22 protein-coding genes and 1 pseudogene are annotated in these 24014 nt (G+C 64.3%); 8 read left to right on the forward strand and 15 right to left on the reverse strand.

Features of this window, described 5'->3' with window-relative positions:
* The first annotated feature begins 244 nt into the window (after positions 1–244).
* Complete coding sequence (locus JNG39_RS07395) at positions 245–1201, forward strand: hypothetical protein (protein ID WP_368310506.1); 957 nt, start codon at positions 245–247, stop codon at positions 1199–1201.
* A 56-nt stretch (positions 1202–1257) separates the two neighbouring features.
* Here the strand turns inward: JNG39_RS07395 and JNG39_RS07400 are convergent.
* Positions 1258–1604: pseudogene (locus tag JNG39_RS07400) on the reverse strand (hypothetical protein).
* A 427-nt stretch (positions 1605–2031) separates the two neighbouring features.
* The gene (locus tag JNG39_RS07405; protein WP_368310507.1) at positions 2032–2832 is read right to left on the reverse strand and encodes a hypothetical protein; all 801 of its coding nucleotides are present in this window, start codon (positions 2830–2832) and stop codon (positions 2032–2034) included.
* A gap of 259 nt (positions 2833–3091) precedes the next feature.
* On the opposite strand from JNG39_RS07405, the gene JNG39_RS07410 reads away from it, so the two are divergent.
* Together JNG39_RS07410 and JNG39_RS07415 are read left to right on the forward strand one after the other, a co-directional pair.
* The gene (locus tag JNG39_RS07410; protein WP_368310508.1) at positions 3092–3382 is read left to right on the forward strand and encodes a helix-turn-helix transcriptional regulator; all 291 of its coding nucleotides are present in this window, start codon (positions 3092–3094) and stop codon (positions 3380–3382) included.
* The gene (locus JNG39_RS07415; RefSeq protein ID WP_368310833.1) at positions 3330–3518 is read left to right on the forward strand and encodes a hypothetical protein; all 189 of its coding nucleotides are present in this window, start codon (positions 3330–3332) and stop codon (positions 3516–3518) included. The genes JNG39_RS07410 and JNG39_RS07415 overlap by 53 nt, the downstream gene beginning before the upstream one ends.
* Before the next feature lie 5 nt (positions 3519–3523).
* On the opposite strand, the gene JNG39_RS07420 is transcribed toward JNG39_RS07415, so the two are convergent.
* The 4 genes from JNG39_RS07420 to folD form a co-directional block, all read right to left on the reverse strand.
* Positions 3524–3727: a helix-turn-helix transcriptional regulator gene (locus tag JNG39_RS07420; RefSeq protein ID WP_368310509.1), complete on the reverse strand. Its 204-nt coding sequence runs from the start codon at positions 3725–3727 to the stop codon at positions 3524–3526.
* Positions 3728–4033: 306 nt separating this feature from the next.
* A complete protein-coding gene (gene guaA, locus JNG39_RS07425; protein ID WP_368310822.1) occupies positions 4034–5590 on the reverse strand; it encodes a glutamine-hydrolyzing GMP synthase in 1557 nt (518 codons plus the stop codon).
* A gap of 94 nt (positions 5591–5684) precedes the next feature.
* Positions 5685–7142: an IMP dehydrogenase gene (guaB, locus tag JNG39_RS07430; RefSeq protein WP_368310510.1), complete on the reverse strand. Its 1458-nt coding sequence runs from the start codon at positions 7140–7142 to the stop codon at positions 5685–5687.
* A gap of 279 nt (positions 7143–7421) precedes the next feature.
* Complete coding sequence (gene folD, locus JNG39_RS07435; protein ID WP_368310511.1) at positions 7422–8276, reverse strand: bifunctional methylenetetrahydrofolate dehydrogenase/methenyltetrahydrofolate cyclohydrolase FolD; 855 nt, start codon at positions 8274–8276, stop codon at positions 7422–7424.
* A 219-nt stretch (positions 8277–8495) separates the two neighbouring features.
* Here folD and JNG39_RS07440 point away from each other — a divergent pair, with 219 nt between their 5' ends.
* Positions 8496–9095: a GNAT family N-acetyltransferase gene (locus tag JNG39_RS07440; RefSeq protein WP_368310512.1), complete on the forward strand. Its 600-nt coding sequence runs from the start codon at positions 8496–8498 to the stop codon at positions 9093–9095.
* On the opposite strand, the gene moeB is transcribed toward JNG39_RS07440, so the two are convergent.
* The 8 genes from moeB to ndk form a co-directional block, all read right to left on the reverse strand.
* Entirely contained in the window at positions 9056–10225 is a 1170-nt protein-coding gene (gene moeB / locus JNG39_RS07445) for a molybdopterin-synthase adenylyltransferase MoeB (RefSeq protein ID WP_368310513.1), read from the reverse strand. The two genes, JNG39_RS07440 and moeB, sit on opposite strands and share 40 nt — an antisense overlap.
* A 27-nt stretch (positions 10226–10252) precedes the next feature.
* Entirely contained in the window at positions 10253–11650 is a 1398-nt protein-coding gene (gene der, locus JNG39_RS07450; protein WP_247366687.1) for a ribosome biogenesis GTPase Der, read from the reverse strand.
* Between the two features lie 24 nt (positions 11651–11674).
* Entirely contained in the window at positions 11675–12871 is a 1197-nt protein-coding gene (gene bamB / locus JNG39_RS07455) for an outer membrane protein assembly factor BamB (protein ID WP_368310514.1), read from the reverse strand.
* The gene (locus JNG39_RS07460; protein WP_368310515.1) at positions 12868–13518 is read right to left on the reverse strand and encodes a YfgM family protein; all 651 of its coding nucleotides are present in this window, start codon (positions 13516–13518) and stop codon (positions 12868–12870) included. Before JNG39_RS07460 ends, bamB begins: the two co-directional genes overlap by 4 nt.
* 146 nt (positions 13519–13664) lie before the next feature.
* Positions 13665–14651 (reverse strand): helix-turn-helix domain-containing protein, encoded by a 987-nt coding sequence (locus JNG39_RS07465; RefSeq protein WP_368310516.1) that lies wholly within the window; start codon positions 14649–14651, stop codon positions 13665–13667.
* Between the two features lie 89 nt (positions 14652–14740).
* Complete coding sequence (gene pilW, locus JNG39_RS07470; protein ID WP_368310517.1) at positions 14741–15511, reverse strand: type IV pilus biogenesis/stability protein PilW; 771 nt, start codon at positions 15509–15511, stop codon at positions 14741–14743.
* Complete coding sequence (gene rlmN / locus JNG39_RS07475; RefSeq protein ID WP_368310824.1) at positions 15501–16637, reverse strand: 23S rRNA (adenine(2503)-C(2))-methyltransferase RlmN; 1137 nt, start codon at positions 16635–16637, stop codon at positions 15501–15503. Before rlmN ends, pilW begins: the two co-directional genes overlap by 11 nt.
* The gene (ndk, locus tag JNG39_RS07480; RefSeq protein WP_144908704.1) at positions 16634–17059 is read right to left on the reverse strand and encodes a nucleoside-diphosphate kinase; all 426 of its coding nucleotides are present in this window, start codon (positions 17057–17059) and stop codon (positions 16634–16636) included. Before ndk ends, rlmN begins: the two co-directional genes overlap by 4 nt.
* 253 nt (positions 17060–17312) lie before the next feature.
* Here ndk and JNG39_RS07485 point away from each other — a divergent pair, with 253 nt between their 5' ends.
* From JNG39_RS07485 to JNG39_RS07500, 4 genes are all read left to right on the forward strand, one after another.
* Positions 17313–17978, forward strand: coding sequence for a TetR/AcrR family transcriptional regulator (locus JNG39_RS07485; RefSeq protein ID WP_368310518.1), 666 nt, complete (start codon positions 17313–17315; stop codon positions 17976–17978).
* Between the two features lie 33 nt (positions 17979–18011).
* Positions 18012–20378 carry a 3-hydroxyacyl-CoA dehydrogenase/enoyl-CoA hydratase family protein gene (locus tag JNG39_RS07490; protein WP_368310519.1) on the forward strand — a complete coding sequence of 789 codons (2367 nt, stop codon included), beginning with the start codon at positions 18012–18014 and terminating at the stop codon, positions 20376–20378.
* 51 nt (positions 20379–20429) lie between these two features.
* On the forward strand, positions 20430–21638 hold the full coding sequence (locus tag JNG39_RS07495; RefSeq protein ID WP_368310520.1) for an acetyl-CoA C-acyltransferase: 1209 nt from the start codon (positions 20430–20432) through the stop codon (positions 21636–21638).
* Between the two features lie 168 nt (positions 21639–21806).
* Positions 21807–22736 carry an MBL fold metallo-hydrolase gene (locus JNG39_RS07500; protein WP_368310521.1) on the forward strand — a complete coding sequence of 310 codons (930 nt, stop codon included), beginning with the start codon at positions 21807–21809 and terminating at the stop codon, positions 22734–22736.
* Between the two features lie 37 nt (positions 22737–22773).
* On the opposite strand, the gene JNG39_RS07505 is transcribed toward JNG39_RS07500, so the two are convergent.
* A complete protein-coding gene (locus JNG39_RS07505; protein ID WP_368310522.1) occupies positions 22774–23970 on the reverse strand; it encodes an NAD(P)/FAD-dependent oxidoreductase in 1197 nt (398 codons plus the stop codon).
* Positions 23971–24014: the final 44 nt, after the last annotated feature.

Here is a 24014-nt window from a genome sequence, read left to right on the forward strand (position 1 = left end):
CCTTGACGGCGATAACGCCATGATATGGTGAAGGTCACAGCAAGACCCGTTCAACAAAGACACGGACAGACAAATGCAGCACGCAGGCCGGGATAAGGAATCCAGCCCGTAGGCGTCAGCGATGTGGAAGACTTGCGAGCACGAGTCCTGTCAGGAATGAGCAAACAGCGAACCTGAAGCAGAGCAATCCGCAAAGTAAAGACATCAAAAAGAAGCTTCCATTAAAATTTTTAGACGCAGTTGTTTGCCTGAACAGAAAGAGGGGGGGGGCGTGGGAAATCTATACAGGAGTACACTTCGAAGCGGTTCTATAATGCGTGGCCACTATAGGTATTTGGATGTATTCCAAATAGTGGTAAGCACGAAGAAAAGCTCGATCCGCGACGGAAATTATTTAGACATCGAATACAACTCAGCGCATGCCAATGTGACTTACAACGAGGCGGATCGCAATGATGAGGATGCTGTCTTCTATGAAAATAGAATGCGGGAGCGCGCACACCTTGATTTTTTGAAAGAACTCATATCCCTCCTATCCATCGTCACAAATCAATACTATAACCTTGATTTTGACGAAGAGATAAGCATCAGGCCACCCAACCAAGAGAATATTGAGAAATTTTCAGACATATCATCATCTCGGGAGATAAGAAGAGATCCCGACCGGGTGATACGCAGGCAAAATTTCACTAACAGCTTCGTCTCCATCCATCCCTCCGCAGATGACTTTTTTAAGAATTATTTCAGATTGGATGCCGAGGCCAGATCAAGATATAACACTTCAGTATTTTTGTACCAGAGCACGCGCAAGATACTGCTCACGTCGGCCAGCATGGCCATCATTGGTAACATATCGGCCATCGAAAACCTGGTGGACTTCGAGAGCAAAAAGGACAATAAAAATCCAGAGCATTGCAAAGAATGCAATCAGGTCATCTACTCAATATCAAGAAGATTCAAGGATTTCATGAGGAAATTCTCCGAGTTCGACGTAGATGACCCCAATGCCCTGCTCAATAAATTTTACTCACGAAGAAGCTCAATATCTCACTCTGGAGGCATACTTGAAATCGATAGACTTCTTTCTAAGTTTTCCATGAAAGAGCATAGGGAATTCACGGAAATTGAATCCCATGTTCGCATCGCATTATTCAACTATTTGTTGAATTACGATTTCGGCAATGAAACAATACGCAAGTAGCGCAAGCCATGCACTGTTGCTAAAGGCAGTGACAAAAAGGGGCCGAAACCCTTAGATTAGATCAATCCGCACTCGGCGAATGATGCCGTGGCACTGCTGTGATCGAACGCCCGCACATCCATTAGACCCTGCGCCTCCTTGACCACTTCGTGCGGATATAAGAAGCACTGTTGATGGTGCTCGTGGAACATCTCCTGGTATTCGATCAGCCAGTGGCGCGTGTCCATGATTGGTGCACCGGTACTCTTTGACCATTGGCGGCGAAGTGAACTCGGCCTCGCGCTGCATCTTCTGGTCGATCACCTAGCGCGCAGCTTCAAGAGTGTCTTCGGTCGATGCCGGCAGAAAACACCCTGTGCGCGTCGCGCACCAGCAGCAAGGAATCGAGCGAGAGGAAGGACAGTTACGACACTATCGTGCTCCGGTTGCTCGGACGGAATTGCTCGGAACCGTGTTCAGCACGCGCAGCGCAAGCTGTCAGGGGTAAGGACAGCCAGGCCGCAAGCGCGCATAGCGCGCAGCCTTGAGGCGAGAACGCCGCGATGTGGTGGATCAGAAAGACCACCCGCTCTCGCCCAGCAGCCAACAGGCAAGCAAAGCGCACAAGCCCGCGAGCGCTGATAACATCAAAGCGAACTTGCCAAACGCTGTCTGACAAATCTCGACCGTGGCGCCCGCAAGCCGAAGGAGTCAGGGGATGCAGTCGAATGGCGGCGATTCGACACGAGAGGCGGGGCGCAGCCCGCGAACCCGATGGCAGCGCCTACCGAGCCGCGTCATTTCCCTACTATGTAATATGGCCGCCAGTTTTTTGGAAACTCCTTTTCATCCTATACTTGCTTGAATTTAGCCTGCCCCCAAAAATCATTGGTCACATAGAAAACTGCATAGAACAAGTTGTAGTCATGATCTCCCGTGTAGCCTTTAACATCATCAGAGATCTGACCAATAACAGCCTTTAACTTGGCCTCATCACGCGCATATTTATACTCAACAGCAGAAGAAAGCTCAGGAATTAAAATGTCTGGCCTGTATTCCTGCGCCTTCTTGAAAAATTTTGACTGAGGCGTTATGGCCGAAGGAAAAATATTCTCCAAGACATGCCTCACCGCCTTATAAACGTCGGCCTCTGATGCGGGTGTCGCTCCAATCTTGTGAATGATCGAGGCGGTATTTCCAAGTATTACCTCCAAGTATTGAACACCTGATAGCTTTAAGTACCGATCTGCATCACCGAGTACGTCAAGAGGGGCCAGAATTTGGCGCAACGTCGCCAAGAAAGTATTGAATGGCTCACCAGACCAGTAAATATCCACATCGTATTCAGATGCAGCTTTACCGGCGTCGAACTTGCTTCCGAACGTTTGATAAAATTGTCGTAGATATGCGTGTAGTTGAGCCGCATCGAGGAAGCACACAGTTGTCAAATACAACGAGGTAGCAAGATGCTCGAAAGGCTTTACCAGTTCGTCATCCTTGTCGATCAACCAATCCGGCGGCCCTTCCCCATCTCGCCGTTTAGTGGCATCCCAAGTAGCCCACTCAACCTGATGGCGAACCAAATCACTCTCTAATTTTTGTGCTTCCGTGAACAACCTTCTTAGTTCGGCCTTGATTGCATCAGGTTTCATGGGTGTCCTCTGGTTCTTTTGACTTGCCGCTCATAGCGAACGGCGTTCCGATTCTCGTATCAACGATACGACAATCAGCCGAATCTCGGATCGCCAACGTGCCGAGTTCGCCGCACTACGCCGCACCAAGTTGTCCCGATAGGTAGTGAAATACACCATGTCTCCATGCAGCGTACTCATGGAGTCCGAGGTGGAACAGCTACCTCAAGTACCCAGCGCAATACCGGCCAGTCCCTTCCCCTGCCACGGACGGAAGCCTATGAGGCGCTGCCGCAGCTTCCGAAGGGAAGCCCCTTCCCTTCCGACGCGCCATCCGCCACCAGGAACTGCGGCAGATTGTTCCCCTGACAGAAACGACGATCTACGAAATGGAGCGCCGGGCGAATTCCCGCGCCGCTTCAACCTCACACCGCGCTGCGTCGTGTGGGACTTGGCCGAAATCGAAGCGTGGGTCGACCAACGCAAGCAAGCTCCTCGCGGTTGTGCCCCGAAGCCGGATGCTCACCAACGAAAAACCCGCCCTGTTGGGGCGGATTCGAGTGAAGGATGACGCCGGGCAAGGCATTTATCCGACCAAGGCTTCCAACTCCTCCAATGCCGAGCGTGGCAAGCGCCGATCCTCCTTCGCCATATTGACCTGCAAGGCCTCGCGCGCCACGCACAGCATCGTTTACGCCAGCGAGTAGCTGCCCTAGGCCTGCAACCAGGTCAGCACGTCCGCCATATGCCAGATCGACACGCTGCCCTCATGTACCGGCGCCGGGAAGCTGCCCGAATGAGCCAGCATCAGCGTGCGCATGTTCTGTCGCGACACGCCGACAATCTCGGCTACGCCGGCCAGACCGACCAGATCGGGCGCGACTTCGATCAGCCGCGCCGACGGCGCGGCGCACATCGGCCAACGCGCTGCAAATGGCCCGCGCCGGCGTCCGCCGCTTCGCGGGTGAACTCCAGCACCAGGCCACCGGCTTTCCGGTGCCGACCAAGGCATCGTCGCAACCGTCTTCGCCCAGGCGATCGACCAAAGCATCCGGGTCGCGGTCATCATCGGTAAGCTAATTTCAGGGTGATGGAGTATTCCGTCGCACTACTCCTGAGCACCGTCGGATAGCTACCGATGGATGCCGTGACGACGTTCCCTATAAATCAACACATTACGTCAGTTTTCGATAGCTGGCGATAGTCCTCGAAAGGCGGAAATTCACTCCCACTCGATCGTAGCGGGCGGCTTCCCCGAAATGTCATAAACAACACGAGAGATACCACGCAACTCATTGATAATTCGAGTCGAACACTTGTCGAGAAAGTCGTAAGGCAAGTGCGCCCAATGCGCCGTCATGAAGTCGATCGTCTCCACGGCACGTAGCGCGATCACCCACTCGTAGGCGCGCCCGTCGCCGACCACGCCCACCGAGCGCACCGGCAGGAACACGGCGAAGGCCTGGCTCACGCGGTCGTACAGGCCGTGGGCGCGGAGTTCTTCGATGAAGATCGCATCGGCGCGCTGGAGCAGGTCGACGTATTCGGCCTTGACCTCGCCCAGCACGCGCACGCCCAGGCCGGGCCCAGGGAACGGGTGGCGGTAGACCATCTCGCGCGGCAGGCCGAGCTCGACGCCGATGCGGCGGACCTCGTCCTTGAACAGCTCGCGCAGGGGCTCGACGAGCTTGAGCTTCATGTGTTCCGGCAAGCCGCCCACGTTGTGGTGGCTCTTGATGACGTGGGCCTTGCCCGTCTTGCTGCCGGCGGACTCGATGACGTCGGGGTAGATCGTGCCCTGGGCGAGCCACTTCACGCCCTCGAGCTTGGCCGACTCCTCGTCGAACACCTCGACGAACAGGCGGCCGATGACCTTGCGCTTGGCTTCCGGGTCTTCCACGCCGGCCAGGGCGTCGAAGAAGCGCTGCTTCGCGTCCACACGGATGACGTTGACGCCCATGTGCTCGGCCATGGTGGCCATCACCTGGTCGCCTTCCTGATAGCGCAGCAAACCGGTGTCGACGAAGACGCAGGTGAGCTGGTCGCCGATGGCTTTTTCCAGCAGCGCGGCCACCACGGAGGAATCCACGCCGCCGCTCAAGCCCAGCAGCACGCGATCGCTGCCGACCTGCCCGCGGACGCGCTCGACGGCGTCCTCGATGATGTGGGCGGCATCCCACAGCGTGGCAGAGCCGCAGAGGTCGACGACGAAGCGGCGGAGGATCTCCATGCCCTTCTTCGTGTGGGTGACCTCGGGATGGAACTGCAGGCCATAGAAGCGGCGCTCATCGTCGGCCATGGCGGCCAGCGGCAGGCTGGGCGTGGAAGCGGTCGGACGGAAGCCGTCGGGCAGCGCGGTGACACGATCGCCGTGCGACATCCACACGCCGAGCGCTTCGCCGTCGTCCATCACGCTGTCGAACAGACCGCAGCTGGCGAAGGTGACCGTCGCCGGACCGAATTCGCGATGGTGACCGGCCTCGACCTTGCCGCCGAGCTGCTCGGACATGGTCTGCATGCCGTAGCAGATGCCCAGCACCGGCACGCCCAGCTCGAACACGACCTGCGGGGCGCGCGGCGAATCCGCCTCGGTGACCGACTCCGGGCCGCCGGAAAGGATGACGCCGCGCGGCGCGAAGGCCGGGATGTCCTCGGGCGCGTGATCCCAGGCCCAGACTTCGCAATAGACGCCGATCTCGCGGATGCGGCGGGCGATCAGCTGCGTGTACTGCGAGCCGAAGTCGAGGATGAGGATCTTGTCGCTGTGGAGGTCGGTCATCGTGGCGGCCTGCATGGAAAATACGGTGTGCGAAAAGCAGAACGCCCACGTGGCGCGGGCGTCCTGTGTTACCTGGATCGGGTGCCCGGGGGCATCAGTCCAGGACGCGGTAGTTCGGGGCTTCCTTGGTGATCTGGACGTCGTGCGGATGCGCTTCGCGCACGCCCGCGCCCGTCACCTTCACGAACTGGGCCTTCTCGTGGATCTCTTCGATGTTGGCCGTGCCCATGTAGCCCATGGAGGCGCGCAGGCCGCCCATCAGCTGGTGGATGATGTTGCGGATGGAGCCGCGATACGGCACGCGACCCTCGATGCCTTCGGGCACGAGCTTGTCGGCGTCGGCTTCGTCTTGGAAGTAGCGGTCCTTCGAGCCCAGCTGCATGGCGCCGATGGAGCCCATGCCGCGGTAGCTCTTGTAGGAGCGGCCCTGGAACAGCTCGACCTCGCCCGGCGACTCTTCGGTGCCGGCGAACATGGAGCCCAGCATCACCGACGACGCACCCGCGGCCAGGGCCTTGGGAATGTCGCCGGAGTAGCGGATGCCGCCGTCGGCGATGAGCGGGATCTCGCCCTTCAGCGCGGTGGCGACCATGTCGATGGAGGTGATCTGCGGCACGCCGATGCCGGTGACGATGCGGGTGGTGCAGATGGAGCCCGGGCCCACGCCGACCTTGACGGCGTCGACACCGGCGTCGAGCAGCGCGCGCGCGGCGTCGCCGGTGACGATGTTGCCGGCGATGACCTGCACCTGCGGGTAGCGCTTCTTCACCCAGCCGGCGCGATCGATCACGCCCTGCGAATGACCATGGGCCGTGTCGACCACGATGACGTCGACGCCCGCCTCGACCAGCGCTTCGACACGCTGCTCGGTGTCGCCGCCCACGCCCACCGCGGCGCCGACCACGAGACGCTCGTGCGAATCCTTGGCGGCGTTGGGGTTGTCGCGCGCCTTCTGGATGTCCTTCACCGTGATGAGGCCACGGAGCTGGAAACCGTCGTTGACGACCAGGACCTTCTCGATGCGGTTCTTGTGCAGCAGCTGCAGCACTTCGTCGTGCGAGGCGCCCTCCTTCACCGTGATCAACCGCTCTTCGCGGGTCATGATGTTGCGGACGGGGTCGTCGAGCTTGCGCTCGAAGCGCATGTCGCGGCCGGTGACGATGCCGACGAGGCGTTCGCCGTCGACGACCGGCACGCCGGAGATGTTGTGCGCCCGGGTCAGCTGCAGCACTTCGCCGATCGAGGTATCGGGACGCACGGTGATGGGGCTGCGGATGACGCCGGCTTCGAACTTCTTCACCATGCGCACCTCGGCGGCCTGCTGATCGGCCGTGAGGTTCTTATGGATGATGCCGATGCCGCCGTTCTGGGCCATCGTGATGGCGAGACGCGCTTCGGTCACGGTGTCCATGGCGGCGGACACGATGGGGATGTTCAGGCGAAGACCGCGGGTGAACCGCGTCGAAGTATCCACGTCGCGCGGCAGAACCGTGGAGTGGCCGGGAACCAGAAACACGTCGTCGTAAGTGAGTGCCTCGGCAAGGATGCGCATAGCATTAGTCCCGCGAGTAAATCACGCCATTATACCTCGCGTTGCAGCATTGCGACAGTGGGGGTGGCACTGAATGTTGGGGTCGGACCGGTGATGGGGGACCCGATGTTGTGGAAGGCGACGCTCCGCGGGATTCGCGGACACGGTCCGCTCCCACCCCTCCGGTAGCTGGCATGTCATCACCCTTCAGGAACGAGGGCTCGGCACTTGCCTCGAAACGACCCTACCTGGCGAAGCGTGTGGGAGCCGATCGTATCGGCGAACGGCCCTGCCCGGCCCTCAGCGATCGAGGGCCTCGGCCGCTTCCAGGGTGTTCTCCATCAGCGTCGCGACAGTCATCGGGCCGACGCCGCCGGGTACAGGCGTGATCCACGCGGCGCGCTCGGCGGCCGGAGCGAACTCCACGTCGCCCACGAGCCGGCCGTCCTCGAGCCGGTTAATGCCGACGTCGATCACCACCGCGCCAGGCTTTACCCAATCGCCCCTGACCAAGCCCGGCTTGCCGGCGGCGACCACGAGGATATCGGCCTGCCCGACGAAGCTTTCAAGATTCTGCGTGAACTTGTGACAGCAAGTCACTGTTGCACCGGCAATAAGCATCTCAAGGGCGAGAGGGCGGCCGACGTGGTTCGATACGCCGACGATCACCGCATGGCGGCCGCGCACCGGATGATCGGTGTGGCCCAGCAGCGTCATCACCCCCTTGGGCGTGCACGGCCTCAGGCCGAAGCGGCGCAGCGCGAGGCGGCCCACGTTCACGGCCTGAAAGCCGTCGACGTCCTTGCGGGCGTCGATGCGGTCGACCAGGGCGTCTTCGTCGATGTGGTGCGGCAGCGGCGACTGCACGAGGATGCCGTGCACGGCCGGGTCGGCGTTGAGACGATCGATGAGGGCGAACAGTTCGTCCTGCGACGTGCTCGCCGGGAGGTCGTAACCGAACGATTCGAAACCCACCTGCTGGCAGGCGCGGCGCTTGTTCTTCACGTAGACCGCCGAGGCCGGGTCGTCGCCGACCAGGACCACGGCCAGGCCGGGAGCCCGGTGGCCCTGCTCCACCCGCTTGGCGACGCGGCGGCCGATGTGGTCGAGCAGTTCCTGGGCGATGCGCTTGCCGTCGAGGATGCGTGCGGTCATGGGAAGTCGCCCTGGGAAAAGCGGTGGATTATCGGCGATTTGGCTTACCTTGTGGGTAACCGCTTCGCTGGAATCGCGAACCCACCCTTTCGGTAGGCCACCAGTCCACGCCCGCACGGCTACCGAAGGGTGGCAGCGGACCCGTCCGTAATGAGGGTTGCGATAATCTGATCCTCGCCGACGATGTCGGTTCCCAGCCATGCCGACGCGCCAATACAAATGACCATCGATACAGTGCCTTACCCGCAAGACCTCACCGATGGCGTCGTTCGCCTGCGAGCCTATCGCGACAGCGACGCCGATGCGCTGGCCGAGGCCGTGCGCGAGTCGGCCGCGAGCGCGGGCCGATGGCTGGCCTGGGCGCGGCCGGACTACGACACGGCCACGGCGCAGGACTGGATACGCCAGTGCAAGCAGGCGTGGCTGCTCGGCGACGGTTTCGAGATGCTCGTCGTGGACGCCCGGACCGACCGATTCCTTGGCGGCATGGGCGTCAATCAGCGCCATCGGGAGCACCGCTTCGCCAATCTCGGCTACTGGCTGCGCAGCTCGGCGCAGGGCAAGGGCTACGTGACCCGGGCCGGTGCGCTCGCCTTGCGCTTCGCCTTCGAGACGGTCGGCATCACGCGCATCGAGATAGTGGCCGCCCACGACAATCTACCCAGTCGCAGGGCGGCCGAACGCATCGGAGGTACTTTCGAAGGAATACTCCGCAATCGTTTGGTTATCCAGGGAAATCCGGTCGATTCGGCGATGTATTCCGTTGTGCCGGAAGACCTTCAGCCCGCCGCCGCGCACATCCGCTCGAGATCCACGTAACCCTCGAAACGGGCGTTCGCGCCACAGCCTGGGCACTTCGGGTCGCGCCGGAGAGTCAGTTCGCGGAAACGCATCGCCAGCGCATCGTAGGTAAGTAACCGTCCCACCAGCGGCTGGCCGATGCCCAGCACCAGCTTGATCGCCTCGGTGGCCTGCACGAGCCCCAGGATACCCGGCAGCACGCCCAGCACGCCCGCCTCGGCGCAGTTGGGTGCATCGGCTGCCGAAGGCGGCTCGGGGAACAGGCAGCGATAGCAGGGAGACTCGTCGAGGCGCGGATCGAACACGCTCGCCTGCCCCGTGAACCGCTCGATGGCGGCGTAGATCATGGGGATACCCAACCGCCGGGTGGCGGCGGCCAGCAAATAGCGCGTGGCGAAGTTGTCGGCACCGTCGATCACGACGTCGTGGTCGCGGATCAGTGCCTCGACGTTGTCGGCGCGCAACCGCTCCACCACCGGATGCACGGCGATACGCGGGTTGAGCGCGGCGAGCGTCATGCGCGCGGATTCGGCCTTGCTCATGCCCACGCGGGCGTCGGCATGAATCACCTGGCGATGAAGGTTGGAGCGCTCCACCTGGTCGTCGTCGACCAGGGTGACGTGGCCGACGCCTGCCGCGGCGAGGTACAGCAGGGCCGGGGCGCCGAGACCGCCCGCACCGACCACCACCATGCGCGCGTCGCTCAGCCTTGCCTGCCCGGCATCCCCAACCTGCGGCAGCAGCACCTGCCGCGAATAGCGCTCGGCGGCATCGGCATCCAATGCGCCCGCCATGATGGGCAGGCCGGCGGTTTTCCAGGCCCCCATGCCGCCGGCGACCGAAGCCAGTCGGCGATAGCCCATGCGCTGGAGAGCTTCGGCGGCCAGCAAGGAACGCTGCCCGCTGCCGCAGAGCACCACGATGTCCCGATCACGGTCAGGCTCGGCCTGCTCGATGCGCAATTCCAGGAAGCCGCGGGAGAGGCCGAGGGCACCCAAGGGCGTGCCCGAGGCACGCTCGTTGTCTTCGCGAACGTCGATCAGCAAAGCGCCGGCGCGTTGCCGGGCATGGGCCGCGTCGGCGGGGATTTCGGCTATACGCGAGCGCAGGTCGGACAGCCAGCGTTCGCGATCGAGACCTTCGTTCATGGGGACACCTCCACGAAGGCCGGCGCGTTACTTGCCGCGCCGCTTCGCGTTGCGAATCATGCGCTGACGGTGGCGCTGCTGGCTTTCCGTCAAGACGTTGCGGCGACCGGCGAAGGGGTTGTCACCGTCGCGGAAATCGATGCGGATGGGCGTGCCTTCGAGCCGGAAGCGCTTGCGGAAGAAGCCTTCCAGGTAGCGACGATACGCCGGCGCGATGTGCTTGGTACGGCTGCCGTGGATCACGATGGTGGGCGGATTGGAGCCGCCCGGATGCGCGAAGCGCAGCTTCGGCGCATGGCCGCGCACCAGCGGCGGCTGATAGGCCTCGTAGGCGCGCTCCAGCGTGCGGGTGAGTTCCGAGGAGCCCAGCTCCTTGGTGGCCGCGGCATGGGCGCGGATCACCGCCTTCATCAACTCGCGCAGGCCCGAGCCGTGCAGCGCGGAAATGAATACCGTCTTGGCCCAGTCGGCGAACTGCAGGCGGCGCTCGAGCGCCTTCTGGGTCTGCTCGCGCTGGTAGCTGTCCATGCCGTCCCACTTGTTGACGGCAATGACCAGGGCCCGGCCTTCTTCGATCACGTGGCCGATGAGGGTGAGGTCCTGGTCGGCCAGGTTCTCCCTCGCGTCGATCATGATGACCGTGACCTGTGCCGCAGCAATGGACTGCAAGGTCTTGATGACACTGAACTTTTCCACCGCCTCCTCGACGCGGGCCTTACGGCGGACGCCGGCGGTGTCGATCAGGGTGTAGCGTCGGCCGTCGCGCTCGAGCGACACGCGAATGGGGTCGCGCGTGGTACCGGCCATGTCGGAAACGATCAGGCGGTCTTCGCCGAGCAGGCGATTGATCAGCGTGGACTTGCCCGCGTTCGGACGACCGACGATGGCCACGCGGATGCCCTGCTCTTCCTCGGACGGCGCTTCATCCTCGTCTTCGGGCAGGTGCGGCATCGCACGGGCCACGAGCACGTCGACGCCCCGGCTGTGGGCCGCCGAAGCCGCGATGGTTTCGGCCACGCCGAACGACGCGAACTCGGCCATGACGGTCGGCTCGTCGGTGCCGTCGGTCTTGTTGACGACGACGATGATCGGCTTGCCGCTGCGACGCAGCTCGCCGAGGATCGCGGCGTCCAACGGCAACACGCCGTCGCGGGCGTCCACCACGAAGACGAGCACGTTCGCCTCGGCGATGGCCAGGCGCACCTGCTGGGCGGTCAGGCCCTCGATGCCTTCGTCGCTGCCGGACAGACCGCCGGTGTCCACCACCACGAAGGGGCGGGCACCGAGGTGGCAGACGCCGTAATGGCGATCGCGGGTGACTCCGGGCATATCGGCGACAAGTGCGTCCCTGCTACGCGTCAGCACATTGAAGAGGGTCGACTTACCGACGTTGGGGCGGCCGACCAGGGCGATGACGGGTAACATGGGGAAAGCGAGTGTCCTTCAGGTTCAGCGCGAGATGCGGTAAGCGCCGATATGGCCTTCCACGTCCTCGACGTATACGGTGTCGCCGGACACGACCGGCTGGGCGCGAATGGCTTTCTTCGAAAGACGGGCGCGGCCGACGATCTTGCCGTCGCTGCCGTTGAGCCAGTGGATGTGGCCGTCGAGATCGCCCACCACGACGTAGTCGCCCTGCGCCGCCGGACCGGTGAGCCAACGGTATTTCAGGCCGTCCTGCTTCCAGATGTTGGCACCGCTGGACTTGTCGAAGGCATAGACCTGCGACACGTCGTCGACACCGAACACGGCGTTGCCGTGCACGTCGAGCGAGGTGTAGCTGGAGAAGCCGTGGTTCCACAGCGGCCGGCCGCTTGGACCGTCCACCGCGGTGAGCTGGCCATGATAGGCGGCGCCGAAAAGCGTGGTGCCGTCGAGCACGATGGCGCCGTCGGCGTCGCTGAGGCGGTCGATTTCGGTACGGCCTTCGCCGCTGGCGAGGGTCTGCTCCCAGAGCTTTTCGCCGTTGTCGAGGCGTATGGCCACGAGCTTGCCGGCATCGCTGCCCATGAAGACCACGCCGTTGGCGATCAGCAGGCGGCCGTTGCCACGCAGGCTGAGCGCCGGGATCTGCGCCTGGTCGAACACCCAGCGGCGCTCGCCGGTACCGGCGTCGAGGCCGTACACGCGACCGTCGTTGCAACGCACGACCACCAGGCCGCCGACGATGACGGGGGTAGTGATCACTTCGGAAGACACCTCGGCCGCCCAGCGACGCTCGCCGTCCTTCGCGTTCATCGCGTAAACGTGGCCGTCGAGCGTGCCCACGGCGACCAGGTCGTCCGCCGCGCCAGGGCCGCCGGAGAAGCGGGCATCCTCGCGCTTGGAGTCGCCCCAGCCGAACCAGCCGTGCTGGCGGGTGCTCTTGGACCAGATCGTCTTGCCGGTATTGGCATCGAAGGCGGCGATCTTGCCGTCGGTGCTGGCGGCGTAGACCACGCCGTTCACCACGGTCGGACGCATGCGCACGCCGGACTCGGCCGCACCGTCACCGACGCTGGACTTCCACAGGCGCTCGACCTTGATGGTCGGCTCGAACTTCTTGTCGAGCGGGGTCGGCGGTTCGACGTTTTCCTTCTTGAACGAGTGGCAGCCGGCCAGTACGACCAGCGACGAAGTCAACGCGATTGCCCAAAGACGTTTCATGCACCCTGCTTCCCGGCCACGGCCAGATCATCAAGTTTGGTTTGAACCACACCGCGCTGCGGTGCGCTTTCGCCCATGGCGGCGATGGCCGCCTGATAGGCCTTGCGCGCCTCGTCGGCGCGTCCCAGCTTGACCAGCGCGTCACCGCGGAGTTCCGCCGTGAGCGAGGCGAACGCCGTGCCCTTCATGGCGTCGAGTGCGGCGATGGCGTCCTGCGGCTTGCCCTGGGCGTACTTCAGCTGGGCTTCGCGCAGCGCGAAAAGGGTTTTCAGCGTGTCGTCCGAGGCGTGGGTCTTCGCCCATTCGAGATCGCCGGCCGCCTTGTCGAGCTGACCGTCCATCACGTTCCGCTGGGCCCGCTCGCCCACGGCAAAGACCGACCACGCCGTGTCGGCGTAGTCCTTCATGAGCGTTTCGGTGCGCAGGTCGATCTCGTTCGTGCGTTTCTGCGCCACGGCGGCCTGCAAGGCGGAATACTCGGAAGCCGCGGCCTGCTCATGGCCGGCGCGATGGGACTTCCACTGCTGCCAACCGAAGATGAGCACCAGACCGAGGGCGATGCCCACGACGATGCTGCCGCCGTTCTTGCGCAACCATTGCTGGACGCGTTCGCCCTGTTCGTAGTCGTCGTATACGTCGAATGCCATGCAGTCACCCGCTGCGCTCCGCGCAGCAAAACGTGGAAAAGGGCCTACGCCGACCGTCGGGGACGGCGGCGTGGATCAATAGGCAAGGATACCCGAAAAGTGCGCGCGGACGGCGCCACCGCGTGGGTAGCGCCGTTATGGCCCGGTCAGTTGGCGACCGGGGAGGCTTTGCCGTCGCGTACGTCGACGTGGAAGCGGGCCACGTTGGCACGGCGGAAGCTGTCGAGCTGCACCGGCTGGCCGTCGATGGACACCTGGGCGCCGGAGGCATTGCCGATGCGGACGTCGAGGGCGCCGTCACTGTGATAGGACTTCTGGGTACCGGCCGGGAGAATGCCGTACTCCAGGCGCGAACCATCGGCGGAGGTGACCTCCACCCAACTGGCGGACGGCAGGTTGAGGCTCAGGCTATGCGCTCCCTGGGTCTGGACGGCGCCGCTCGCCTCGCCCTCGGGCGCCGCCGCGGCGGTGACCAGCGGGCTGCGCGCGACGGCGTGATCCAGCGACGGGAACATCGCCATCGATGCGAGCACGGGCTGCTGCTCGTCCACGCGGGCCTCGGGCGACGGCGACGGCGGAGCCGACGCCACCGTGTTCGGGGCGGTGGCGGCGACGGCGCTGGAGGTGGCCGGCGCCGGGGCATCCTGCTGCGCCACCGGCGTGGCGTCGAGGGGTGCAAGGCGAGGCATGTCACGATCGAGCGTGCCGCGCACGCCCAACCAGACCATGGGCACCACGATGACCGCCGTCAGCACCACATAGGTGGCGGCCGTCACGTAGCGCTCGAGCAGGTAGCGCGAATGCGATACGCCACCGGTGACCACGAGTTCGGGCTGGCGCGGAGTGAGCCGGGCGACCTCGGCCTGGATGGCCTCTTCGTCGACACCGACATGGCGGCCGTATTTACCCAGGTAACCGGCGAGGTACACCTGGTAATCGATGCCGGAATAATCGCCCGCTTCGAGCTGGCGCAGGAGACGGCTGGGCAGGCGCAGGGCCTGGCCACAGGCCTCCACGGTATAGCCGCGCGCCTCTCGGGCGGCACGAAGACGCGAGCCGAAACCGGCTTCGTGCACGTGATCGATGATGACGCGACCGCTGGCGTCCGCTGGTTCGACCTGCTGCGGGTCCATGGCGTCCTCCTTGGAAATGGGTGCATCGCCGCCCGCGAACAGGTCCTGCTCGCGTCCGTCACGCCCGGGGGTATTCGAGGGAACTGAAGTCATTGACGTGCGGTGGCTTCGATAGCATGCGCCGGTTCCGAATCCGGGAACTGTTGGCGCAACCGTTTGGCGTAGTCCTGGGCACCCTCCCCGTTGCCCAGACGGAGCTCGATATCGTGACCGAGCTTCAACGCGTCCGGGCTGGGATTCCCCAGCGCTTCGAAGCGCTGCAGGAAGGCGCGTGCCCGGAATGCATCGTTCTTAAGGTACAACACGCGAGCCATCTGATACAGGGCATCGGCGTTTTTTGGATTGCGATCGAGCGCCTTGCGAAAATACCCCTCCGCCGCGTCGTAGTCGTTCGACTGCATCTGGCAGGTGCCGGCATTGGCCAGAGCGAGATCGGGCGTCTCGTAGAAGGGATCGGCCAAGGCTCTGTCGAAATAAGGCTTGGCCTCCCCACCGCGGTGCTGCTTGCACAGGAACACGGCGAAGTTGTTGTTCACCGCGCCGCTCTTGGGGTCCAATTCGGCAGCCTTGCGGTAATACAGCTCGGCATTTGCCGGATCGTTGATACGCTCGTAGAGCACGGCGATCACGGTATTGGCGGGTACGTACTTGGGATCGAACTGCAGGGCCTTCTGCAGCTTTTCCATGGCGCCCTTGAGGTCGCCCTGCTCCATGTAGCGCTGGCCGAGCTGGGTATGGACTTCCGCCCCCTTGGCCCGGTTATCCGCCGCCGTCGTAGGGCGCAAGCCGGATCCGCCGCCGGCACAACCGGCGCACGCGAGAATGAGCCCCGACAGCAAGACCCACCGGTCAAGCCGCATTCACTACCCCTTCTTCGAGCTTCTTGCGGAATTCGGCCTGGCGGCGGGTGCGGTCCACCACCTGGCCCTTGAGCTGGCCACAGGCGGCGTCGATGTCGTCGCCTCGGGTACGGCGCAGCATCGTCAGCACGCCGGCATTGAGCAACTGGGTCTGGAAGGCACGGATGTCGTCCGCCCCCGAACGCTCGAACCGCGCACCAGGGAACGGATTGAACGGAATGAGGTTGACCTTGTTGTTGCCCGGCAGGCGGCGCATGAACTTGACCAGCTGGCGCGCGTGTTCGGGGCGGTCGTTCACGCCCTTCATCAGGGTGTATTCGAACGTGATCGACGTGCGCGGCGCACGGCGGATGTAGCGCTCGCACGCGGCCATCAGCTCGGCCAGCGGGTAGCGCTTGTTCAGCGGCACCAGCTCCGTGCGCAGCTCGTCGTTGGCCGCGTGCAGGGATACCGCCAGCGAGACGTCGCTTTCGGCCGAGAGCCGGTCGATCATCGGCACCAGGCCGGCCGTGGACAGCGTGACGCGCTTGCTCGCCAGGCCAAAGCCCAGGTCATCGCGCATCAAGCTCATGGCCTTCACCACGTTGTCGAAATTCAGCAGCGGCTCGCCCATGCCCATCATCACCACGTTGGTGATGCGGCGCTGCTGGTGCGGCACGTTGCCGAGGTATTTGGCCGCGACCCAGACCTGGCCGATGATCTCGGCCGTGGACAGGTTGCGGGAGAAGCCCTGGGTGGCCGTGGAGCAGAACTGGCAGTTCAGGGCGCAACCCACCTGCGAGGACACGCACAACGTGCCACGGGTGGGTTCCGGGATGTAGACGGTTTCGATGGCGTTGCCGCCATCCATGCCGAGCAACCACTTATGGGTGCCGTCGACCGCACCCTTTTCGAACACGGTGGACGGCGGCCCGACGTAACAGCTGGCATCGAGCTTTTCGCGAAGGGCCTTGCCGACGTCGGTCATCTTGCCGAAGTCGCTTTCCAGGCGGTGGTAGATCCACTTCATGACCTGGTCGGCGCGATACGGCTTCTCGCCCAGGCCGGCGAAGAAATCGCGCAGTCCCTGGCGGTCGAAGTCGAGCAGGTTGACCTTGTCGGCAGGCGTATTCACGGCAGCTCTCAGTGCGAAACGACTTCCGTCGAGCGGAAGAAGTAGGCGATCTCGACCGCGGCGGTCTCGGCGGCATCGGAGCCGTGGACGGCGTTGGCGTCGATCGAGTCGGCGAAGTCGGCGCGGATGGTGCCCGGCGCGGCTTCCTTCGGATTGGTGGCACCCATGAGTTCACGGTTCTTGAGGATGGCGCCCTCGCCTTCCAGCACCTGGATGACGACCGGGCCGGAGATCATGAACTCGACGAGCGCCTTGAAGAACGGACGCTCCTTATGAACGGCGTAGAAGCCTTCGGCTTCGGCCTGGCTCAGCTGCTGCATGCGCTGGGCGACGACCTTGAGGCCGGCCTTCTCGAAACGGGCGACGATTTCGCCGATGACGTTCTTCTTGACGGCATCCGGCTTGATGATCGAAAGGGTGCGCTCCAGCGCCATGGGGGTGCTCCGGGAATGTGAAAAAAGAGACGGCAAAATAAAAGGATACCGGGGCGGGAAGACGCGCCCTGTGGGAAGTCTGCGGCCAAAGCCGTCAGGAATGACGGACTTAGCGCACGAAATCTTGACAGATTCTAGCTGATCCGCAAGGCGTTTTGCAGGTCTGTCGCGGCGCACATTGACCCTGGCGAAGCGCCGGGCGTATTCTCAAACAATCGTTTGATTCAAACCCTCAGCCTCGGAGTCTTCCGACATGACGAGCGCACCCTACGCCTCCCGCGAACGCAGCACCAAGGAGCGGATCCTGGGCGCCGCCGAGGCCCTGTTCGCCACCCACGGCTTCGCCGGGGCCTCGCTCCGCCAGGTCACCGCCGCGGCCCGGGTCAATCTGGCGGCCGTCAATTACCACTTCGGCTCGAAGGACAAACTCATCGAGGAAGTGTTCCGCCGGCGCCTGGACGAGCTCAACACGCGCCGTCTGGCGGCCTTGGCGAAGGTGGCCGGCGAGGCCGGAACCACGCTCGAGGACGTCCTCGACGCCTACATCCGTCCGGCCCTCGACCTCTCCCGCAGCGACGGCGGCGGCGCGGCCTTCGTTCGCGTCCTGGCCCGGGCCTATGCCGAGCACAACGAGACGCTCCGCCGGTTCCTCTCGGAAAACTACGGCCACGTGCTTCGCCAGTTCGCCGCCGAATTCGGGCAACTCTTGCCGAAATTGGGCAAAGAGGAAATCTACTGGCGCCTCGACATCGTGACCGGCGCGCTGACTTACGCCATGGCCGACTTCGGCATCATCCAGCGCAAGGGCGACGTCACCGAACGTGACCACCGCGAGGCCGCGGCCGATCACCTCATCCGCTTCGCCGCCGCCGGCATGCGCGCCGCCACCACCTCATCCCACGCCACGGCCAGCCACTGACCGGGACGCTTCTTTGCACCATCGGAGAACACCATGACCGCAACACCGTTACGCATTCGCAAGGCCGCGGTACTCGGCGCCGGCGTCATGGGCGCGCAGATCGCCGCGCACCTGACGAACGCCAACGTGGAAACCGTGCTGTTCGACCTTCCCGCCAAGGAAGGTCCCAAGAGCGGCATCGCGCTCAAGGCCATCGCCAACCTGGCCAGGCTGTCCCCCGCGCCGCTGGCCGAGAAATCGCTGGGCGCCGCCATCATTCCGGCCAACTACGAGGACGACCTGGGCCAGCTGGCCGATGTCGACCTCGTGATCGAGGCTATCGCCGAACGGATGGACTGGAAGCTCGACCTGTACACGAAGATCGCTCCGCACGTGTCGAGCACGGCGGTGCTGGCGAGCAACACCTCCGGCCTTTCGATCAACGGCCTGGCCGAGGCCCTGCCCGAACAGCTGCGCCACCGCTTCACGGGCGTGCACTTCTTCAATCCCCCGCGCTACATGCACCTGGTGGAGCTGATTCCCACGAAGCTCACCGACGCGGCCGTGCTCGAAGGCCTGGAAGCCTTCCTCACCACCGCGCTGGGCAAGGGGGTGGTCTACGCGCGCGACACGCCCAACTTCATCGGCAATCGCATCGGCGTGTTCTCGATGCTGTCGACCATGTACCACACCGAAAAATTCGGGCTGGGCTTCGACACCGTCGACGCGCTCACGGGCCCGGCCATCGGCCGCCCGAAGAGCGCCACCTACCGCACGGCCGACGTGGTGGGCCTGGATACCCTGGCCCACGTGGTCAAGACCATGGGCGACACCCTGCCCGACGATCCCTGGCATAGCTATTTCCAGCCGCCCGTGTGGCTGAAGGGCCTGATCGACAAGGGCGCCCTGGGCCAGAAGACCGGGGCGGGCTTCTATCGCAAGGCGGGCAAGGACATCGTCGTGCTCGACCTGCAGAAGCAGGATTACCGCCCGTCGGAAGGCAAGGCCTCCGACGAGGTCGCCGCCATCCTCGCCATCAAGGATCCAGCCGAGAAGTTCGCGAAACTTCGCGCATCGTCCGACACGCAGGCCCAGTTCCTCTGGGCCGTGTTCCGCGACCTCTTCCACTACACCGCCTACCATCTCGCCGACATCGCCGACACGGCGCGTGACGTCGACTTCGCCATCCGCTGGGGTTACGGCTGGAAGCTCGGCCCGTTCGAGTTGTGGCAGGCCGCGGGCTGGAAGCAGGTCGCCGGCTGGATCGCCGAGGACATCGCCGCCGGCAAGGCCATGAGCAACGCACCGCTGCCCGCCTGGGTCACCGCCCGCGAAGGCGTGCATGGCAAGGCGGGTTCCTACTCGGCCAGCGCCGATGCCGAGAAGCCGCGCTCCACGCATCCGGTCTACCAGCGCCAGGCGTTCCCCGACCCCATTCTCGGCGAACGCTTCGACCAGGGCACCACCGTCTGGGAAAACGACGGCATCCGCCTGTGGACCACGGGCGACGGCATCGGCGTCATCTCGTTCAAGACCAAGATGCACACGGTCAACGACCACGTGCTCGACGGCATCCAGCATGCCATCGGCCTGGCCGAACAGCAGTTCCGCGGCGTGGTGCTGTGGCAGCCGTCGGAGCCGTTCTCCGCCGGTGCCGATCTCAAGGGCGCGCTGGGCCTGCTGCAGGCCGGCAAGCTGGCCGAGTTCGAGGCCATGGTGGCCAACTTCCAGGCCACCAGCATGCGCATCAAGTACTCGCTGGTGCCGGTCGTGGCCGCCGTGCGCGGCCTGGCCCTGGGCGGCGGTTGCGAATTCCAGATGCATTCGGCGCGCACCGTCGCCGCGCTGGAAAGCTACATCGGCCTGGTCGAGGCCGGCGTGGGCCTGCTGCCCGCCGGCGGTGGCCTGAAGGAACTGGCCGTGCGTGCCGCACAGGCCAACCCGGAAGACCCGTTCGAGGCGCTCAAGAAGGTGTTCGAGACGGTCGCCATGGCCAAGGTCTCGGGTAGCGCCCTCGAGGCCAAATCGCTCGGCCTGCTGCGCAAGGACGACGTGGTCGTCTTCAACGCCTACGAACTGCTTCACGTCGCCAAGGCCCAGGCGCTGGCGATGGCCGAAGCCGGCTACCGCCCGCCGCTGCCCGCGCGCGCGATTCCGGTCGCGGGCGACGTGGGCACGGCCTCGTTCAAGGCCTCGCTGGCGAACATGGTCGAAGGCTATTTCGCCTCGCCGCACGACGTCGAGATCGCCGGCCGCATCGCCGACACGCTTAGCGGCGGCCGCATCGAACGCGGCTCGCAGGTGGATGAAGAATGGTTGCTCGCCCTCGAGCGCCGCCACTTCGTCGAACTGGCGCAGACCGAAAAGACCCAGGCCCGCATCGCCCACACGATGACGACGGGCAAGCCGCTGCGTAACTGACGCGCCACGCGCTCTTACGCATCCGACCTGCCCCCTTAAAGGAACCACCCCATGAGCAAGCAAGTGCAAGACGCCTACATCGTCGCCGCCACCCGCACCCCGGTAGGCAAGGCGCCGCGCGGCGTGTTCCGCAACACCCGTCCCGACGACATGCTCGCGCACGTCATCCGCGCGGTCATCGAGCAGGCGCCGGGCATCGACCCGGCCGCCATCGGCGACGCCATCATCGGCTGCGCGATGCCCGAGGCCGAGCAAGGCATGAACGTGGCGCGCATCGGCGTGCTGCTGGCCGGCCTGCCCGAGCAGGTGCCGGGCGTCACCATCAATCGCTTCTGCTCCTCCGGCGTGCAGGCCATCGCCATGGCCGCCGACCGCATCCGCCTGGGCGAAGCCGACCTCATGCTCGCCGGCGGCACGGAGTCGATGAGCATGGTGCCCATGATGGGCCACAAGGTGGCGATGAACCCGGCCATCTTCGAGAACGACGAGAACCGCGCCATCGCCTTCGGCATGGGCATCACCGCCGAGAAGGTGGCCGAGCGTTGGAAGGTGAGCCGCGACGATCAGGACGCTTTCGCGTTGCAGTCGCACCAGCGTGCGCTGGCCGCCATCCAGGCCGGCGAGTTCGCCGACGAGATCACGCCGTTCCAGCTCGACGACCGCTACCCGGATCTCAAGAACCGCACGGTGAAGGAAGACCGCCGCATCATCTCCATCGATGAGGGCCCGCGCGCCGATACGTCGCTCGAGGTACTGGGCAAGCTGCGTCCCGTGTTCCGCAACGGCCAGTTCGGCGGGTCGGTCACGGCGGGCAATTCCTCGCAGATGTCGGACGGCGCCGGCGCGCTGCTGCTCGCCAGCGAAAAGGCCATCAAGGACTACGGCCTCACCCCGCTCGCCCGCTTCGTCGGTTTCTCGGTGGCGGGCGTGGCGCCCGAAATCATGGGTATCGGTCCGAAGGAAGCCATTCCCAAAGCGCTCAAGCAGACCGGCCTCAGCGTGGATCAGCTGGACTGGATCGAACTGAACGAGGCCTTCGCCGCCCAGGCCCTGGCCGTGATCCGCGACCTCGGCCTCGACCCGGCCAAGGTGAATCCGCTGGGCGGCGCCATCGCCCTCGGCCACCCGCTGGGCGCCACCGGCGCCGTCCGTGCCGCCACGCTGATCCACGGCCTGCGCCGCCGCAAGCAGAAGTACGGCATGGTGACGATGTGCATCGGCACGGGCATGGGCGCGGCGGGCGTGTTCGAGGCTCTCTGAAGTATCCGCCTGCCGGATCCGCCAAGGCGGGACAGGCATGGCACGGCATCCAGGGAAGGATGCCGTTACACGGGCAAGAAGCCGGCTGCCGCCGGTTCGCGGACACGGTCCGCTCCCACCCCCTCCGGCAGGATGGTCTTTCGGCAACGGTCAGAGAGGACTCGGCCCATGCACGGCATCCACACCATCGACACCGGTTTCGGCCGGCCTTCGTTCGACGCCGCCTACCTCGTGGTCGAGCGCGGACGTGGCGCGTTCATCGACAGCGGCACCACGCATTCGGTACCGCGCTTCCTCGACGCGATCAAAGCGGCCGATCTTCGTCCGGGGGACGTCGACTGGGTCATCCTCACTCACGTGCACCTCGACCATGCCGGTGGCGCGGGCGAACTGATGAAGCACTTGCCCCATGCCAGGCTGGCCGTGCATCCGCGCGGAGCGCGGCACATGATCGATCCGTCGGTGTTGATCGCCGGGGCCGCGGCGGTCTACGGCGAGCAAGCGGTACGTCGTGATTATGGCGAGATCGTGCCGGTACCGAAGGAGCGCGTGGTCGAAGCCTCCGACGGATTCGTGGTCGACCTGGCCGGTCGTGCCCTGCTCTGCCTTGATACCCCTGGGCATGCCAAGCATCACATCGCCATCCACGACGAACGGGCGAATGCCTTCTTCACGGGCGATATCTTCGGATTGTCATACCGGGAATTCGATACGGCCCACGGGCCATTCGTCATTCCCACGACATCACCCGTACAGTTCGATCCGGATGAGGCGCATGCGTCCATCGATCGCATGATGGGCTACGAGCCCGAGGCGATGTACCTCACGCATTACGACCGCGTGGAAGACGTAGCGCGGTTGGCGAACGACCTGCGCGAGCAGATCGATGCCATGGTCGCGATCGCGGGACGCCATGCGGGCGCGCCGGAACGGGAGCTGCGCATCGCCAACGAGTTCGCCGAGCTTTACGTCGGGCGTGCGCACAGGCACGGCGTGACATTGTCGCGGGAAGAGATCGTCGGGCTGCTGAAAATCGACATCCGGCTGAATGCGCAGGGCATCGTGGTCTGGCTAGATCGAGCAACACGGCAACCATGATCCGCCGATAGGAACGGCTCCCACTCGCCGTGGTCGCTCACCCTTCGAGGCGCGATTTCATCCAATCGGCGAATTCGTATTTCCAGTACGTGCCTTGCGCGGCGAGATAACCGAACGGCCGATGCACCGGATCGAGGCCGAAATCGGCGTAGTCGGGCAAGCTCGCCTCCCCTGCCGCGATCGCTTCGGCCAGCGCCTCACCCGCCGCGCAGGTCGGCGCCAATCCATGTCCGCCGAACGCCTGGGCATACCAGAGGCCGTTACCGTGCGTTCCCACTTGCGGCATCTCATGCCGCGCATAACTCATCAGCCCCGACCAGGCCTGCTCGATGCGCACGCCTTTCAACGAGGGAAACACGCGGATGAGATCCCTCGCCAGGAGATGCTGCACGGCACGGGGCGAACGGTCGCGAATCGAGATCCGACCTCCCCAGAGCAACCGCGTGTCCGATAACGGCCGATAGTAATCGAAGGCGAAACGCGTGTCGTAGATGGCCGCTCGCGTGGGCAGGCATTCCGCCAGCCGCTCGCCAAGCGGCTCGGTGACCATCACATAGGTGGCGATCGGCAGCACCGCCCTGTCGATGCGGCGATCCAGTCCCGCGAGATAACCGCCGCACGCCAGGACGACCTGGGGCGCCTCGATCTCCGCATCGCCCACGCGAAGTACCCAGCGCGGGCCGCGCCGCTCCAGCATGCGAACCCGCGAACCTTCATGGATGGACACGCCGGCCGCTTCGGCGACACGGGCCAGGCCACGGGCGTATGCCAGCGGATCGATGTGCATGGCATTGCGCTCATAGAGCCCGTCATGGTATCGGCGGCTGCGCACGAACTCATGCATCGCGTCGGCGGGAATCCATTGCCAGTCGGCGTCGTAATGCTCCGCGAGCAGACGCTGGCGGTCGCGCAGCAGCCGGCCATCGCGAAACCAGTTGGCCCAGACCACGCCCGCGTCGACGCAATCGCAGTCGATGGCAAGGGTGGCAATGCGTTCGCGGATGAGGTCGACCGCGTCCACGGTACGTCGGTAGAGCGATCTCGCCTTCGCCTCGCCCACCCTATCGAGAAGCGCCCTTTCCCCGAGCGAATAGCCCGCGAAAACGAAACCGCCGTTGCGACCCGACGCGCCGAAGCCGATCGTTCGCGATTCCAGCAACACCACGTCGCGCACGCCGCGCGCCGCCAGGCCCAGCGCGGTATTCAGGCCGGCAAAGCCGCCGCCGACGATCACGACCGACGCTTCGCGCCGGCCTCGTGGAGGCGATCGCGGCGCGG

Origin of the sequence: Luteibacter sp. CQ10 (assembly GCF_040900725.1) — a bacterium.
Classification (GTDB): domain Bacteria; phylum Pseudomonadota; class Gammaproteobacteria; order Xanthomonadales; family Rhodanobacteraceae; genus Luteibacter.